The following is a 15,358-nucleotide window of genomic DNA, read 5'->3' as shown; positions in this document are numbered from 1 at the left end:
TTTTTTGAGTTCATTTGTGGTCATTTTTTATGCTCACAAAACTTAAATAATAGGGCAAGGAGGTTGCCATGTATCGGATATTAAATCCAATGAATAACAATGTTTCTCTCGTGCGGAATAGCAAGGGAGAGGAGTTGATCGTAATTGGTAAGGGTATTTCGTTCGGTAAGAAGAAGGGAGATTTGATTTCTGAGGATCAGATTGAAAAAGTTTTTCGGATGAAAACAGAAGAGTCGCGAGAAAACTTTATGGCTCTTCTCAAGGATGTACCGCTTGATTTTATTACGGTCACTTATGAGATTATTGATAATCTTTCTAAAAAATATCAATATCCTGTCCAAGAGTATCTATACGTCACTCTGACAGACCATATCTATTGTTCTTATCAGGCTATTAGCCAAGGACGCTATAAGGATAGTAATTTGCCTGATATTTCTGCAAAATATCCTATCGCGTTTCAAATTGCACAAGAAGCTTTTGAAATTTATCGTCAAAAACTGACAGAAAATTTTCCTGAAGACGAAATCATTCGTATTGCTTATCATTTCATAAACGCCGAAGGTGAGAATGAAGTCGAAGTTGTTGAGTCAATTGATAAGAGAAAGGAAATTTTAAAGAGAGTCGAAAGCGTTTTGAAGAGTTATAAAATCCAGCGAACACCTGAAAATAATAATTTCTACGACCGCTTTATGATTCATCTAAATTATTTTTTGGATTATCTGGATCGTAGTCGCAATGATAATCAATCCTTGCTCGATATGGAAGAACATATAAAGAATACCTATCCAGAAGCATTCGAGATTGGTAGTAAAATTTATGAGGTCATTGCTCAGGAAACTAGTCTTGACCTCTACAAGAGTGAACGAGTTTATCTTGTTCTACACATCCAACGTTTATTGTCATAACGCTTTACTAAAAAATATATAAGGAGAATTCTATCATGAATAGAGAAGAAGTAACATTGTTAGGTTTTGAAATCGTTGCCTATGCAGGTGATGCTCGTTCAAAATTATTGGAAGCTTTGAAGGCTGCTGAAGCTGGTGATTTTGCGAAAGCAGAAGCTCTTGTTGAAGAAGCAGCAGGTTGCATTGCGGAAGCTCACAAAGCGCAAACATCTATGCTTGCTCAAGAAGCTGCAGGGGAAGAAATTCCATACAGCATCACAATGATGCACGGACAAGATCACCTGATGACAACAATTTTGCTAAAAGATTTGGTGCATCATTTAATTGAACTTTATAAAAGAGGAGCTAAATAATGAATAAGTTAATTGCCTATATCGAGAAAGGGAAGCCTTTCTTTGAAAAACTATCTCGAAATATCTATCTTCGTGCTATTCGGGATGGATTTATCGCAGGAATGCCAGTCATTCTCTTCTCAAGTATTTTTATCTTGATTGCTTTTGTTCCAAACTCTTGGGGCTTTAAATGGTCTGATGAAGTAGTAGCACTTTTGATGAAACCTTACAGCTACTCTATGGGGATTCTAGCAGTCTTGGTAGCTGGTACCACTGCTAAATCTTTAACGGACTCCGTCAATCGTAGTATGGAGAAAACCAACCAAATCAACTATATGTCAACGCTACTGGCGGCTATTGTTGGTTTGCTGATGTTAGCAGCTGACCCAATCGAGGGTGGCTTTGCGACAGGATTCCTTGGAACAAAAGGGTTGCTTTCAGCCTTCCTGGCAGCTTTTGTAACTGTAGCTATCTATAAGGTTTGTGTTAAGAACAACGTTACTATTCGCATGCCTGACGAAGTTCCACCGAATATCTCACAAGTCTTTAAAGACGTTATTCCGTTTACGCTTTCAGTTGTTTCTCTTTATGCTCTTGACTTGCTCGCTCGTCAATTTGTTGGTACAAGCGTTGCAGAATCAATCGGTAAGTTCTTTGCACCTCTTTTCTCAGCAGCAGACGGTTATCTTGGTATTACAATTATCTTTGGTGCTTTTGCCTTCTTCTGGTTTGTCGGTATTCACGGCCCATCTATCGTTGAACCTGCCATTGCAGCGATTACATATGCAAATGCCGAAGTCAACTTGAACCTTCTTCAACAAGGTATGCATGCTGATAAGATCCTTACATCTGGTACACAAATGTTTATCGTCACTATGGGTGGTACAGGAGCAACTCTTGTAGTTCCATTCATGTTTATGTGGTTGTGTAAGTCGAAACGAAATCGTGCTATTGGACGTGCTTCAGTAGTTCCTACATTCTTCGGTGTAAATGAACCAATCTTGTTTGGTGCACCACTTGTTTTGAACCCAATCTTTTTTATTCCATTTATCTTCGCACCTATTGCAAACGTATGGATCTTTAAGTTCTTTATCGAAACTCTCGGCATGAACTCATTTACTGCCAACCTTCCATGGACTACACCAGGACCTCTAGGTATTGTTCTTGGTACAAACTTCCAGTTCTTGTCATTTGCTCTTGCAGCCTTGTTAATCGTAGTGGATATTGCAATCTACTATCCATTCCTTAAAGTTTATGACGAACAAATTCTTGAAGAAGAACGTTCTGGTAAAGCCAACGATGAATTAAAAGAAAAAGTTGCCGCAAACTTCAATACTGCTAAAGCGGATGCTATCCTTGAAAAAGCTGGAGTAGAATCAGCACAAAATACAATTACAGAAGAAACCAACGTACTCGTTCTTTGTGCGGGTGGAGGAACAAGTGGTCTTCTTGCCAACGCCTTGAACAAAGCAGCAGCTGAGTACAAGGTGCCAGTTAAAGCTGCAGCTGGTGGCTATGGTGCTCACCGTGAAATGTTACCAGAATTTGACCTTGTTATCCTTGCTCCTCAAGTAGCTTCAAACTATGAGGACATGAAGGCTGAAACAGATAAACTTGGAATCAAATTGGCTAAGACTGAAGGAGCTCAATACATCAAGTTGACTCGTGATGGTAAAGGTGCTCTTGCATTTGTTCAAGCGCAATTCGATTAACGATAGGGACTGTGAAACAGTCTCCTATCGTAACGGAAATCGCTATGGCGATTTTCCTAATCGACTTGTTAATTCGTCGGTAAAAATATATCGTTTTTACCTCCTCATGTCACAATTCGGTGGCTTGGAACAAGAAGTGAGATGGAGATGGATGGCTCACTAACTCCTCTCCCCTCACTTTTCATTTTATCCAATCAAGAAATAGGTGAAAAAATGACAAAAACACTTCCTAAAGATTTTATTTTTGGTGGGGCAACGGCTGCCTATCAAGCAGAAGGAGCTACGCATACAGATGGTAAAGGTCCTGTTGCCTGGGACAAATACCTAGCAGATAACTATTGGTACACAGCTGAACCAGCTAGTGATTTTTACCATAAATATCCAGTAGATTTGCAGTTGGCTGAGGAATATGGGGTAAACGGTATCCGTATTTCAATTGCTTGGTCACGGATTTTTCCAACTGGTTATGGTGAAGTAAATCCAAAAGGGGTAGAATTCTATCATAAGTTATTTGCAGAATGTCATAAACGTCATGTAGAACCGTTCGTAACTCTTCACCATTTTGATACACCTGAAGCTCTTCACTCAAATGGAGACTTCTTGAATCGTGAGAATATCGAACACTTTGTAAATTATGCTGCCTTCTGTTTCCAAGAATTTCCAGAAGTCAACTACTGGACAACCTTCAATGAAATCGGTCCAATCGGTGATGGTCAATATTTGGTCGGTAAATTCCCACCAGGTATTCAATATGATCTTGCGAAAGTATTCCAATCTCACCACAATATGATGGTGTCTCATGCTCGTGCTGTGAAATTGTACAAAGACAAAGGTTATAAAGGTGAAATTGGTGTTGTTCACGCCCTTCCAACTAAGTATCCATTAGATCCTAAAAACCCTGCAGACGTTCGTGCAGCTGAGTTAGAAGATATCATTCACAATAAATTCATCTTGGATGCTACATACCTTGGACACTATTCAGATGCAACAATGGAAGGTGTAAACCACATCTTATCAGTAAATGGTGGTAGCCTAGATCTTCGTGACGAAGACTTTGCAGCTCTTGAAGCAGCTAAAGATTTGAATGACTTCCTTGGAATTAACTACTACATGAGTGACTGGATGGAAGCCTTTGATGGCGAAACAGAAATCATTCATAATGGTAAAGGGGAAAAAGGAAGCTCTAAATACCAAATTAAAGGTGTTGGTCGTCGTGTAGCTCCTGACTATGTACCACGTACTGACTGGGACTGGATTATCTATCCTCAAGGATTATACGACCAAATCATGCGTGTTAAGAAAGATTATCCAAACTACAAGAAGATCTACATCACTGAAAACGGACTTGGATACAAAGATGAATTTGTGGACAACACTGTTTACGATGATGGCCGTATTGATTATGTGAAACAACACTTGGAAGTATTGTCTGATGCGATTGCAGATGGTGCAAACGTCAAAGGATACTTCATCTGGTCACTCATGGACGTCTTCTCATGGTCTAATGGTTATGAAAAACGTTACGGACTTTTCTATGTTGATTTCGATACACAAGAACGTTATCCTAAGAAATCTGCACATTGGTACAAAAAACTAGCTGAGACGCAGATTATTGAATAAGCTAATCAAAGAATAAAAATAGCTTACCGTTACTAATATACATAATATGGGATTTAGTTTTGCATAGAGCATGACTAAATCCTTTTTATCTAGATTTTACCTGAAAGTCAAAAAAATTCTTGACAGATTTATGTGATAGGAGTAAAATATTAACTAGTTAAATAACTGGTTAAGTATATAGAGAACTAACTCACTCGCTCAAATCTTGTTTGATAAATAGAAAATAGAAGGAGGAGTTTTAAAAGTGAGTAATTTTTCTAAATAGATGTTTAACTGGTTAAGGAAGTTCTTTAGGAAAAAGTGTAGTTCTTCTTTAACGAATAAATGAAATAGAAAGTGTATTAAGATGAAAATCAATAAAAAATATGTACTTGGTTCAGTAGCTCTTTTGGCTTTAAGCCTTTCAAGTTATGAATTGGGGCGTTACCAAGCGGTACAGACTAGCAAAGAGTCTAATCGTGTGTCTTATATAGAAGGAAATCAGGCTAGTGCTAAGACTGAAAATCTGACGCCTGATGAGGTTAGTCAGCGAGAGGGGATCAATGCTGAGCAGATCGTCGTTAAGATTACCGATCAAGGTTACGTAACTTCACATGGAGACCATTATCATTACTATAATGGCAAGGTTCCTTATGACGCTATCATCAGTGAAGAACTGCTGATGAAAGATCCGAATTATCAGTTGAAGGATTCAGACATTGTCAATGAAATCAAGGGTGGCTATGTGATTAAGGTAGACGGGAAATACTATGTTTACCTTAAGGATGCGGCTCATGCGGACAATATTCGTACAAAAGAAGAGATTAAACGTCAGAAGCAGGAACATAGTAGTAATCACGGGGGTGGTTCTAACGATCAAGCAGTAGTTGCAGCCAGAGCTCAAGGACGCTATACAACGGATGATGGGTATATCTTTAATGCCTCTGATATCATAGAAGATACAGGTGATGCCTATATCGTTCCTCATGGCAATCACTTCCACTATATTCCTAAGAGTGATTTGTCTGCCAGTGAATTAGCTGCTGCCCAAGCCTTCTTATCTGGAAAAGGCGGTCAATTAAGTACGGTTGAATATCGTTCAAGCAGAGGAGAAACAAGATTTAGTGTGAGAACTAGTCCATCTGAAACTTCTCAAAATCCTGCAACAGCTTCGGAGAGCCAAAATGAGGATTTAGCTAGTCTCCTTCAAGAATTGTACGCTTTGCCACTTAGCCAACGTCATGTGGAGTCTGATGGATTAGTATTTGACCCAGCACAGATTACAAAACGTACTGCAAATGGTGTGGCAGTTCCTCACGGGGATCATTTCCATTTCATTCCGTATTCGCAAATGTCTGCTTTGGAAGAAAAATTGGCTCGAAATCTGCCAATTGGAGGTCAGCCAGTTCAAAGTCATACTGATAATCCGAAACCAAGCAGTACTGAGAAACCAAGTTCAACCATTAAACCAAACTTTAATCTCAATACGCCGGCACCGAATCGTGGAACTGGAGGAGCCTATACAACGGATGATGGGTATGTCTTTAGTCCGACAGATGTGATTGAAGATACAGGAGACGCTTTTGTTGTACCGCACGGCAATCATTTCCACTATATCCCTAAGAGTGATTTGTCAGCAAGAGAATTGGCTGCTGCCCAAGCTTATTGGAATGGTAAACAAGGCGCACATTCCTCTACAAGTTCAAGTAAACCAAGTAGTGATAATTCTAAGCAAGCTCAACCAAGCTTGACAGAGACTCCAAATCTGACTGTCACCCCAACTTATCATCAAAATCAAGGGGAAGACATTTCAACACTTTTAAGTGAATTGTATGCCAAACCTTTATCAGAACGCCATGTGGAATCGGATGGTTTGATTTTTGAACCTGCTCAAATCACGAAAAGAACAGCAAATGGGGTAGCGGTACCTCATGGGGATCACTACCATTTTATCCCATATAGTCAGATGTCTGCGTTGGAAGAAAAGATTGCACGGATGATTCCGTTAAAAGGGCAAAATGGATTAAACGAAATTGTTACAGATATTAAACCTTTAGCATCAAAAGAAGTAGTTCATAAGTTCTTAGGACAACCAATCAAAGCTTATGGAAAAGGTTTAGATGGTAAACCTTATGATACGAGTGATGGATACATATTTACCAAAGAATCCATCGATTCTGTTGATAAATCAGGTGTTATTGCCAAACACGGAGATCATTTCCATTATATGGGATATGGTGAATTAGAACAATTCGAATTGGATGAAGTTGCCAAATGGATTCAAGAAACTGGTAAAAATCCAGATTCCATCATTTCTTCAGTACACTCAGATGAGGAGGAAAGACCAAAGTTTGATTATAAAAAAGTAACTAATAAAATTTCTAGAAATAGTAAAGTTGGTTATATAATTAATGAAGGTGGTAAAGATTATTTTTATTCACGTGAAGAACTCGATCTTACTCAAATAGCTTTTTCTGAGCAGGAACTAATGCTTAAAGATAAAGATAATTATCGTTATGATATTGTAGAAACAGAAATTAAACCAAGATTAGCTGTTGATGTATCTAGCTTGCCTATGCATGCAGCCAATACTACCTATGATACTGGAACTTCCTTCATTATTCCGCATATTGACCACATTCACGTCGTACCTTATTCTTGGTTAAATAGTGAGCAAATAGCAACTATAAAATATGTAATGAAACACCCTGAAGTTCGTCCTGAAGTTTGGTCTAAGCCGGGTCACGATGATGCTGGATCTGTTATTGCTAATGTGACTCCTCTTGAAAAACGAGCTGGAATGCAGAATTGGCAAATTATCCATTCTGCTGAAGAAGTTCAGAGAGCACTTAAAGAAGGCAAGTTTGCAACTCCAGATGGTTATATTTTTGATCCGAAAGATGTATTGGCAAAAGAAACTTTTGTATGGGAAGACAAATCATTTAGTATTCCAAGAGCGGGAGGTGGTTCATTGAGAAGTATCACTAAATCCGACTTGTCAGAAGTAGAATGGAAAGAAGCACAAGACTTAATAGCAAAAAGAATAAAAGAAAAAGAATCCAAAACTGAAACGTCTACACATCCTAATAAAGAATTAAAACCTGATTCAAACAATACTGGAAATAGTGATAAGAATAATACTGCTGTAGATAAAAATGAGGAGCAACCGAAGAAAAATACAGGGGAGAATGAGACTGGTACAACCAACGAAATTCCTTCAGAAAATAAAGAGAATGCCAAAGAAGAAAATGACGATGATTTACCAGACTATGGGTTAGATAAAGTAACTTTAAATGAACATATAGAAAAGTTAGCGAAAATTGCCCAAATTGATCCTAAGTTTCTAATCTTTCAACCAGATGGGGTTCAGTTTTACAATAAAAACGGTGAATTAGTGATGTATGACATTAAGACACTAAAACAAATAAAACCTTAAAAGATTTTTAATAGTTGTAATCTATTCGAAAGGATATTGTTCGATTTTTGATTGAATAATGTCCTTTTCTTTGTTAAAAAACTGAAATTTGTTGTCTTAAAAAATGAATCAAGGAGTTCTAAAACAATTAAAAGTCAAATGTTAAAAATAAGCAGTGAGAACAGAGAATGAAATCTAGTTCTCACTTTTTTCATGAAAATGCAAAAAAATATTGACATTTTAAATTTTTAGGAGTAAAATGTTTACTAGTTAATTAAACGGTTAAATACTAGTTAAGGAGTTGTTATGAAAAAAAGAACTATCCTATGGCTCATGCTGGCCTTCTTTGCTCTTGTCTTAGGAGCTTGTGGACAAAAGACCAGTCAAGACAAGAGTGATGAAACTAAGGGGATGAAGATTGTGACCAGTTTTTATCCTGTCTATGCTATGGTCAAAGAGGTTTCAGGTAATCTAAATGATGTTCGGATGATTCAGTCTAGTTCTGGTATCCATTCCTTTGAACCTTCTGCAAATGATATTGCAGCCATCTATGATGCCGATGTTTTTGTTTATCATTCTCATACATTAGAGTCATGGGCGGGAAGTTTGGATCCAAGCCTACAAAAGTCCAAGGTAAAGGTGTTGGAAGCATCTGAAGGTATGACCTTGGAGCGCGTGCCTGGGTTAGAAGATATGCAGGCTGGAGATGGGATTGATGAGAAGACCTTGTACGATCCACACACTTGGTTAGATCCTGAAAAGGTTGCAGAAGAAGCACAGATAATTGCTGATAAGTTATCCGAACTGGACAGTGCCAACAAGGATACCTATCAGAAAAATGCACAGAACCTTAGTGCTAAAGCTCATGACTTAACTAAGAAATACCAACCCATCTTTGAAAAAGCAAATCAAAAGACATTTGTGACCCAACACACAGCCTTTTCATATTTGGCAAAACGATTTGGACTCAATCAGCTTGGGATTGCAGGAATCTCTCCTGACCAAGAACCAAGTCCAAGACAATTGACTGAAATCCAGGAATTTGTAAAGACTTATAAGGTCAAAACCATCTTTACAGAGAGTAACGCTTCATCAAAGGTAGCTGATACACTTGTCAAATCAACAGGTGTGAGTCTGAAAACCCTCAATCCTTTAGAGGCAGACCCACAAAATGACAAGTCCTACTTAGAAAACCTAGAAGAAAATATGGCTATCTTAGCTGAAGAATTGAAATGAGGAGATTATGAAGATTAATAAAAAATATTTAGCAGGATCTGCAGTGGTCCTTGCTTTAAGTGTCTGCGTTTATGCTTTAAATCAACATCAAGCACCTGAGAAAAAAGATGACAATCGTGTTTCCTATGTTGACGGTAAAGGATCTGAAGCTAAGAAGAATGAATCTCTGACACCAGACCAAGTTAGCAAGAAGGAAGGAATAGAAGCTGAACAGATTGTTACCAAGATCACTGATCAAGGTTATGTGACGTCCCACGGCGACCATTTCCATTACTATAATGGTAAGGTGCCTTATGATGCTATCTTTAGCGAAGAACTGGTCATGAAAGATCCGAACTATCAGTTGCGTGATCAAGATATTGTCAATGAGATTAAAGGTGGCTATATCATCAAAGTGGACGGCAAATACTATGTCTATCTAAAGGATGCTAGCCATGCTGATAATGTCCGTACCAAAGAACAAATCGAGCAGCAAAAACAAGAACACACATCAGATAGTGGTAGTGCAAGTGAGGAAGTTCTTGCTGCCAGAGCACAAGGTCGATATACAACGGATGATGGTTATGTCTTTAATGCTGCAGATATTATTGAAGATACAGGGGATGCTTATATCGTTCCTCATGGTGGGCATTATCACTACGTTCCAAAGAGTGCCCTATCTTCAAGTGAATTAGCAGCAGCTCAAGCCTATCTAGCTGGAAGAGGAAGTCAACCAAGCCTGACGGATTATAAACCAAATCCAAGTGTTACACCAAGTTCTCAAGCCGATAGCTCAGCAACAAGCATCCCAGTAGATCAAGAGGATAGCCTCCAAAGTCTTCTTGCTCAGTTATATGCTTTACCAGTTAGTCAACGCTATCAAGAATCTGATGGTTTGGTATTTGACCCAGCTAAAATTACTAGTCGTACACCATCAGGAGTTGCGATTCCACACGGTAATCACTACCATTTCATTCCTTATAGTAGTATGTCTGCTTTGGAGCAAAAAATTGCTCGTTTGATACCACTTGGCGGTGCCCTAACACTAACAAAGCCGTTAGAAAATCAAAATAAACCAACAGTTCAGCGTGACCATAAAAATGTAACTCATAAGAACCATCATGAGGATGAACATGATCATGGATTTGCCGCTGAGCGTGTGATTAGAGAAGATGAGCAAGGTTTTGTAGTTTCACATGGGGACCATGCCCACTATTTCTTCAAAAAAGATTTGTCAGCAGAGCAGATAAAGGCAGCGCAAGAGCATTTGCATGGTCATGGCCGAACAGAAGTTCCAAAAGATAATCAAAACACTCATAAAGAGAATGAAGTGAAACATGAGCATCATGAAGATGAACATGATCATGGCTTTGCCGCTGAGCGTGTGATTAGAGAAGATGAGCAAGGTTTTGTAGTTTCACATGGAGATCATGCCCACTATTTCTTTAAAAAAGATTTATCAGCAGAGCAGATCAAGGCAGCGCAAGAACATTTACATGGGCATAGCCAAACAGAAGTTCCAAAAGATAATCATAACACTCCTAAAGAGAATGAAGTGAAACACGAGCATGATGAAGATGAACATGATCATGGCTTTGCCGCTGAGCGAGTGATTAGTGAGGATGAGCAAGGTTTTGTGGTTTCACATGGAGACCATGCTCACTATTTCTTTAAAAAAGATTTGTCAGCAGAGCAGATAAAGGCAGCGCAAGAGCATTTGCATGGGAACCATCAGGCAGAGCCTGTAAAACCTCTTGCCAAGACTGTAGAAAGTTTCTCTCGAGATGCCAGCGATGAAGAAAAGATAGCTTATATCTCTAAAACCTATGGTGTTCCGCTTGAAGCGATCCGAATTTCAAATGGATTCTTTGTATTTGGAAATCCAGACCAGGCTTATGACCCAACTCACATTCACCCTTATGCAGTTCGAAAGGAACACGTTCGTATTCCTCTCCAAACAGGTGATGCAGAGCTTGATTTCCTAAACGAACTCTATACAACTGCTTTACGTGATGGCGTTTCTCCTTATAGTTTGCAGGTTGAAAATGGTAGCTTCGTCATTCCTCACGGTGATCATAATCACTACATCAAAGTACAAACTAAAGGCTATGAAGTGGCTTTGAAACATAAGATTCCTGCCTTGCAATCTAACTACCAACCAGGAGCCTTTGATGAAGCTACTGTTCAAAATAAGGTTGATCAACTTCTAGCAGAAAGTCGTGAAGTCTATAAAGATAAACCAATTTTACAAAGACAAATTGAGCTTGCCTTGGGACAATTCTCTGAAAATATGAAGAAGCTCTCAACCAACTCAACAGCTGGTTATCTGGCTGCTTTAGATCTCTTTGACAAGCAGTATATCCACGTTGACTCTAGTGTAAAACCAACAGAAATCAGTCCTTTAGACAAGAAATATCAAGCTTTAGTAGACAAGATTAATACCTTGGATACGGATGCTTATGGACTTCCTAAAAAGGATCTTTTAGCTCAACTCCAAGAAAATAAATTGGCTCAAGATGAGGCTGGTTTAGATGCAGTTGAAGCTAAACTACAAGCTCTGCAAGATTTTAATGATCGTACTGGTGTTACGACAGTCGAATACATTAAGTATTTCTATCAACATTTGTCAGATGGTCGTTTAAATGACACTCTTAGAAATAAAGTTGCTAACTTAACTTGGACTCTTTATCAGTCACAATCTTTCCTTAAGGCAACTGACTTGAACAAACTCTTCCCTGAAATCTATCAAACAAAATTAGAGGTAGAAGAAGCAGTGAAGAATGAATCAGTTGCTCATAAACCTTCTGAAACGATCCTAGACACTGAAAAAGTGGATGGTCATAGTGCTAAAACGGCAGTCTATGAATTTTTGAAAGGTTTGTATGATGATATTAAGCCTGAGGAACAAAGCAATCATGTTCGAAAAGGTCAAGTAGAAGAACTCTTAACAAAAGCTGAAGAATTAGTAGCTCAAGTCAAAGAAGAGGGAGTTAAAGCTTCACTTGCTGACGAAGTTAAAAATCTGAAAGCTGCTCTAGATAAAGATGACGCAGACCTTGATGAATTAAACACGCAAGTCCAAGATCTTCTGAAACGTATTTCACAAACCATTCAGACTGAACGTGAGAATGCCAACCAAGACCCAGAGGTTTTAGTTCTTTATCAAAAACTATACAACGGAGTTATTGCCCTTCATACTTATTTGGAAGTGAATAATGGTTCTGATGCGGACTTTGAAAAAGTAGATGCCTTGTTTGATAAATTGTCAGCTGCAAGCAAAGACAAGCAAGCTCTTCTAGCTCTTGCTCAAGAAATTGTCTCATTAAACCAGGAATTTCAATCCAAAGTCAAGCCAGCTGAAACTAGCACCGAAACAGCCAATAAAGAAACAAATGATAAACAAGCTGAGTCAACCTTAACCGCTGCAACTACATCTCCAGAAACAAGAGAAAAAGTAGCAGAATAACAAAAAGTTCAGTCAGCTAACGTGTCAAAAGTAGACTGCTGATAAAAAAAGAGGTCGGGAATTTTTTCCCGACCTCTTTAGTCTTTATAAGCTACAATTCCGATGATTGTATCAACTGCACGTTCCATTGTTTGTAGACTAACGTATTCAAAACGTCCGTGCATATTTTCTCCACCAGCGAAGATATTTGGTGTAGGAATTCCCATAAAGGAAATTTTAGAACCGTCTGTTCCTCCACGGATAGGCTCGATAATTGGTGTAATATCAAGACTTTCCATGACTGCTTTAGCGATGGTGATTGGAGTCATATCCTTTTCAATGACTTCCTTCATGTTGTAATACTGGTCTGTCAAAGTCAAGGTTACACGATCGCTACCAAGTTCTTGATTCATCTTATCAGCAATAGCTTGCATGGCAGCTTTACGCGCTTCGAAGCTTTCTTTTTCAAAGTCACGAATGATGTAACTAGCACGCGCTTCCTCAACAGTTCCTGTTACATCCATGAGATGGTAGAAACCTTGGTAACCATCTGTTAATTCTGGGCGGTCACCAGCTGGGAGTTGATTGTGGAAGTCGATAGCTAACTGTAGGGCATTGACCATTTGCCCCTTAGCTGTTCCTGGGTGAACATTACGACCTTGGAAGTGAAGTTCGGCACCTGCAGCTGAGAATGTTTCGTATTGCAATTCCCCAAGAGGTCCACCGTCAACTGTATAAGCAAAGTCAACATTGAAGTCTTCTGCATCAAATTTATTGGCACCAACACCGATTTCTTCATCAGGACCAAAGCCGACACGGATTTCACAGTGTTTAATCTCAGGATGAGCAGTCAAGTATTCGATAGCTGTCATGATTTCAGCGATACCAGATTTATCATCAGCCCCGAGAAGGGTAGTTCCATCAGTTGTAATCAAGGTTTGTCCTAGATATTTCTTTAAGCTCTTGAAATCCGCTGGATCTAGTTTGAAACCAGAGTTACCTAGTTCGATAAGCCCACCGTCGTAGTTTTCAATTACTTGTGGATTGACACCTTCAGCATTAAAATCAGCCGTATCCATGTGGGAGATAAAACCAATCTTGCGAGTTAAACTTGGATCGTTAGCTGGAAGTGTACCGATAGCAAAACCATTTGGCAAATAATAGACATTTTGCAAACCGACACGCTTCATCTCTGGGATGAGAACATTAGTGGCAAAGTCTACTTGACTTTGAGTACTTGGTGTAGTAGTTGAATGTTCGTCAGAACGTGTATTGACTTTGACATAAGTCAAAAAACGCTCCAACAATGTTGGATATTTCATCGTAACTCCTTTTTTTCTTCTTTTAAAACCATTGTATCATAGAAAGAAGAGAAAAACAAAAGTCAAAAGGGAGATAAAATCCTTATGTTAGCGTTTACTTATGGCTTCTTTAGTGATACAATAAAAAAGATAAAAATATCACAAGGATGCAGAGATGAAAAAAGCAATTTTAATGATGACATTTGGTTCACCAGAAGAGATTACCTTTGAAGGAGTAGCCGACTTTTTTACCAATATTCGTCGAGGAGTTCGACCTCAAGACCACGAGATTCAAACCCTTTATGATAATTATGTTCGAATTGGAGGAACTCCACTTCAAAAAATTACCCGTGAAGAAGTTGCTTTGGTAGAAGCTAGGTTAGGAAATGAATATAGTGTGTATTTTGCCAATAAATTTTCAACCCCTTTTATTCCAGATGTGATTCGGCAAATGGAAGCAGATGGAATTGAAAAGTGTATTTGCTTGATTTTGGAGCCACACTATTCCTTTTACTCTGTCATGGGGTACGAAAAGTTTCTGGAAAGTAAACAAATTCAGTTTTTAGTTATTAAGGACTGGTATCAAGAAGAAGCACTATTAAACTATTGGACAGCTGAAATTGCTAAGATTTTAAAAGAAAAGGTGAAACAGGATAGCTTTAAAGTCATCTTTTCTGCCCACAGTGTACCCATTTTTGCCTTGGATTTTGGTGATCCCTATATCGACCAGATTTTCGAAAATAGCAAGTTAATTGCTGAGAAATTAGGCTTGAAACCAGAGCAATATACCAACACTTGGCAGAGTGAAAGTGATATTGGTATTCCTTGGATTAAGCCAGATGTTCTGGAATATCTTAGAGAACAGGAAGAACATCCAGAGCATTATATTTTTGTGCCTATTAGTTTTATCAGTGAGCATATTGAAGTCTTGTTTGACAACGATGTGGAATGTCATGACTTGTGTCAGGAATTGGAGGTGAACTACCATCGTCCACCAATGCCAAATACAGATTCTCGTTTGATTGATGCCTTGGTCAATATTGTCCGAGCTAACGAACATAAAGAATTTAGAGAATTCCTCCCAGAAGAAGAAACCTTTGATGAATTAGTCCCTTCGGATGAAACTAAGAATATTTTAGATGAATCACAAGACTTACAAATGCCAGAATTTGTTAAAAAATTAATTGAGAAAAAAGGTCGTGAAAATGTCAAGATGCCTTATTTAATCAAAAAAATGCTTGAAAAAGCTGGCAAATTACCTAAAGACTAAGTGAAAATAGAAAAGAACTGGTAATACTCTTCGAAAATCAAATTCAAACTGCGTCAACGTCGCCTTGCCGTACTCAAGTACAGCCTGCGGCTAGTTTCCTAGTTTGCTCTTTGATTTTCATTGAGTATAAGGTTTGTTTCATATTTCTGCTAAGGTAGGTTATA

General features: G+C 38.5%; 9 protein-coding genes. 8 read left to right on the top strand and 1 reads right to left on the bottom strand.

Going from position 1 to position 15,358, the window contains the following annotated elements; translation table 11 throughout:
- Positions 1-68 precede the first annotated feature (68 nt).
- The 7 genes from AXE83_RS06005 (at position 69) to AXE83_RS05975 (ending at position 12,644) form a co-directional block, all read left to right on the top strand.
- Positions 69-905, top strand: coding sequence for a PRD domain-containing protein (locus AXE83_RS06005; RefSeq protein ID WP_060955787.1), 837 nt, complete (start codon positions 69-71; stop codon positions 903-905).
- A gap of 35 nt (positions 906-940) precedes the next feature.
- Positions 941-1,258 carry a PTS lactose/cellobiose transporter subunit IIA gene (locus AXE83_RS06000; RefSeq protein ID WP_060955786.1) on the top strand — a complete coding sequence of 106 codons (318 nt, stop codon included), beginning with the start codon at positions 941-943 and terminating at the stop codon, positions 1,256-1,258.
- On the top strand, positions 1,258-2,949 hold the full coding sequence (locus AXE83_RS05995; RefSeq protein ID WP_060955785.1) for a lactose-specific PTS transporter subunit EIIC: 1,692 nt from the start codon (positions 1,258-1,260) through the stop codon (positions 2,947-2,949). The genes AXE83_RS06000 and AXE83_RS05995 overlap by 1 nt, the downstream gene beginning before the upstream one ends.
- Before the next feature lie 213 nt (positions 2,950-3,162).
- Positions 3,163-4,569 carry a 6-phospho-beta-galactosidase gene (gene lacG / locus AXE83_RS05990; protein WP_060956383.1) on the top strand — a complete coding sequence of 469 codons (1,407 nt, stop codon included), beginning with the start codon at positions 3,163-3,165 and terminating at the stop codon, positions 4,567-4,569.
- A 346-nt stretch (positions 4,570-4,915) separates the two neighbouring features.
- The gene (locus AXE83_RS05985; protein ID WP_060955784.1) at positions 4,916-7,984 is read left to right on the top strand and encodes a pneumococcal-type histidine triad protein; all 3,069 of its coding nucleotides are present in this window, start codon (positions 4,916-4,918) and stop codon (positions 7,982-7,984) included.
- Between the two features lie 285 nt (positions 7,985-8,269).
- Positions 8,270-9,199 carry a metal ABC transporter solute-binding protein, Zn/Mn family gene (locus AXE83_RS05980; protein ID WP_060955783.1) on the top strand — a complete coding sequence of 310 codons (930 nt, stop codon included), beginning with the start codon at positions 8,270-8,272 and terminating at the stop codon, positions 9,197-9,199.
- A 7-nt stretch (positions 9,200-9,206) separates the two neighbouring features.
- Positions 9,207-12,644: a pneumococcal-type histidine triad protein gene (locus AXE83_RS05975; RefSeq protein WP_060955782.1), complete on the top strand. Its 3,438-nt coding sequence runs from the start codon at positions 9,207-9,209 to the stop codon at positions 12,642-12,644.
- Between the two features lie 77 nt (positions 12,645-12,721).
- On the opposite strand, the gene pepT is transcribed toward AXE83_RS05975, so the two are convergent.
- Positions 12,722-13,945, bottom strand: coding sequence for a peptidase T (gene pepT / locus AXE83_RS05970; RefSeq protein ID WP_060955781.1), 1,224 nt, complete (start codon positions 13,943-13,945; stop codon positions 12,722-12,724).
- A gap of 154 nt (positions 13,946-14,099) precedes the next feature.
- Between pepT and hemH the strand changes: the two genes are divergently transcribed.
- Positions 14,100-15,194 (top strand): ferrochelatase, encoded by a 1,095-nt coding sequence (gene hemH / locus AXE83_RS05965; RefSeq protein ID WP_060955780.1) that lies wholly within the window; start codon positions 14,100-14,102, stop codon positions 15,192-15,194.
- Positions 15,195-15,358 lie beyond the last annotated feature (164 nt).

The organism is Streptococcus sp. oral taxon 431 (assembly GCF_001553685.1).
Taxonomy (GTDB): Bacteria; Bacillota; Bacilli; order Lactobacillales; family Streptococcaceae; genus Streptococcus.
Note: the sequence above shows the minus strand (reverse complement) of the source record. Positions and strands in the feature narration are given on the sequence as shown.

Coding starts and splice junctions, on each gene's coding strand:
- AXE83_RS06005 (WP_060955787.1), top strand. CDS start 69: ATGTATCGGATATTAAATCCAATGAATAACAATGTTTCTCTCGTGCGG.
- AXE83_RS06000 (WP_060955786.1), top strand. CDS start 941: ATGAATAGAGAAGAAGTAACATTGTTAGGTTTTGAAATCGTTGCCTAT.
- AXE83_RS05995 (WP_060955785.1), top strand. CDS start 1,258: ATGAATAAGTTAATTGCCTATATCGAGAAAGGGAAGCCTTTCTTTGAA.
- lacG (WP_060956383.1), top strand. CDS start 3,163: ATGACAAAAACACTTCCTAAAGATTTTATTTTTGGTGGGGCAACGGCT.
- AXE83_RS05985 (WP_060955784.1), top strand. CDS start 4,916: ATGAAAATCAATAAAAAATATGTACTTGGTTCAGTAGCTCTTTTGGCT.
- AXE83_RS05980 (WP_060955783.1), top strand. CDS start 8,270: ATGAAAAAAAGAACTATCCTATGGCTCATGCTGGCCTTCTTTGCTCTT.
- AXE83_RS05975 (WP_060955782.1), top strand. CDS start 9,207: ATGAAGATTAATAAAAAATATTTAGCAGGATCTGCAGTGGTCCTTGCT.
- pepT (WP_060955781.1), bottom strand. CDS start 13,945: ATGAAATATCCAACATTGTTGGAGCGTTTTTTGACTTATGTCAAAGTC.
- hemH (WP_060955780.1), top strand. CDS start 14,100: ATGAAAAAAGCAATTTTAATGATGACATTTGGTTCACCAGAAGAGATT.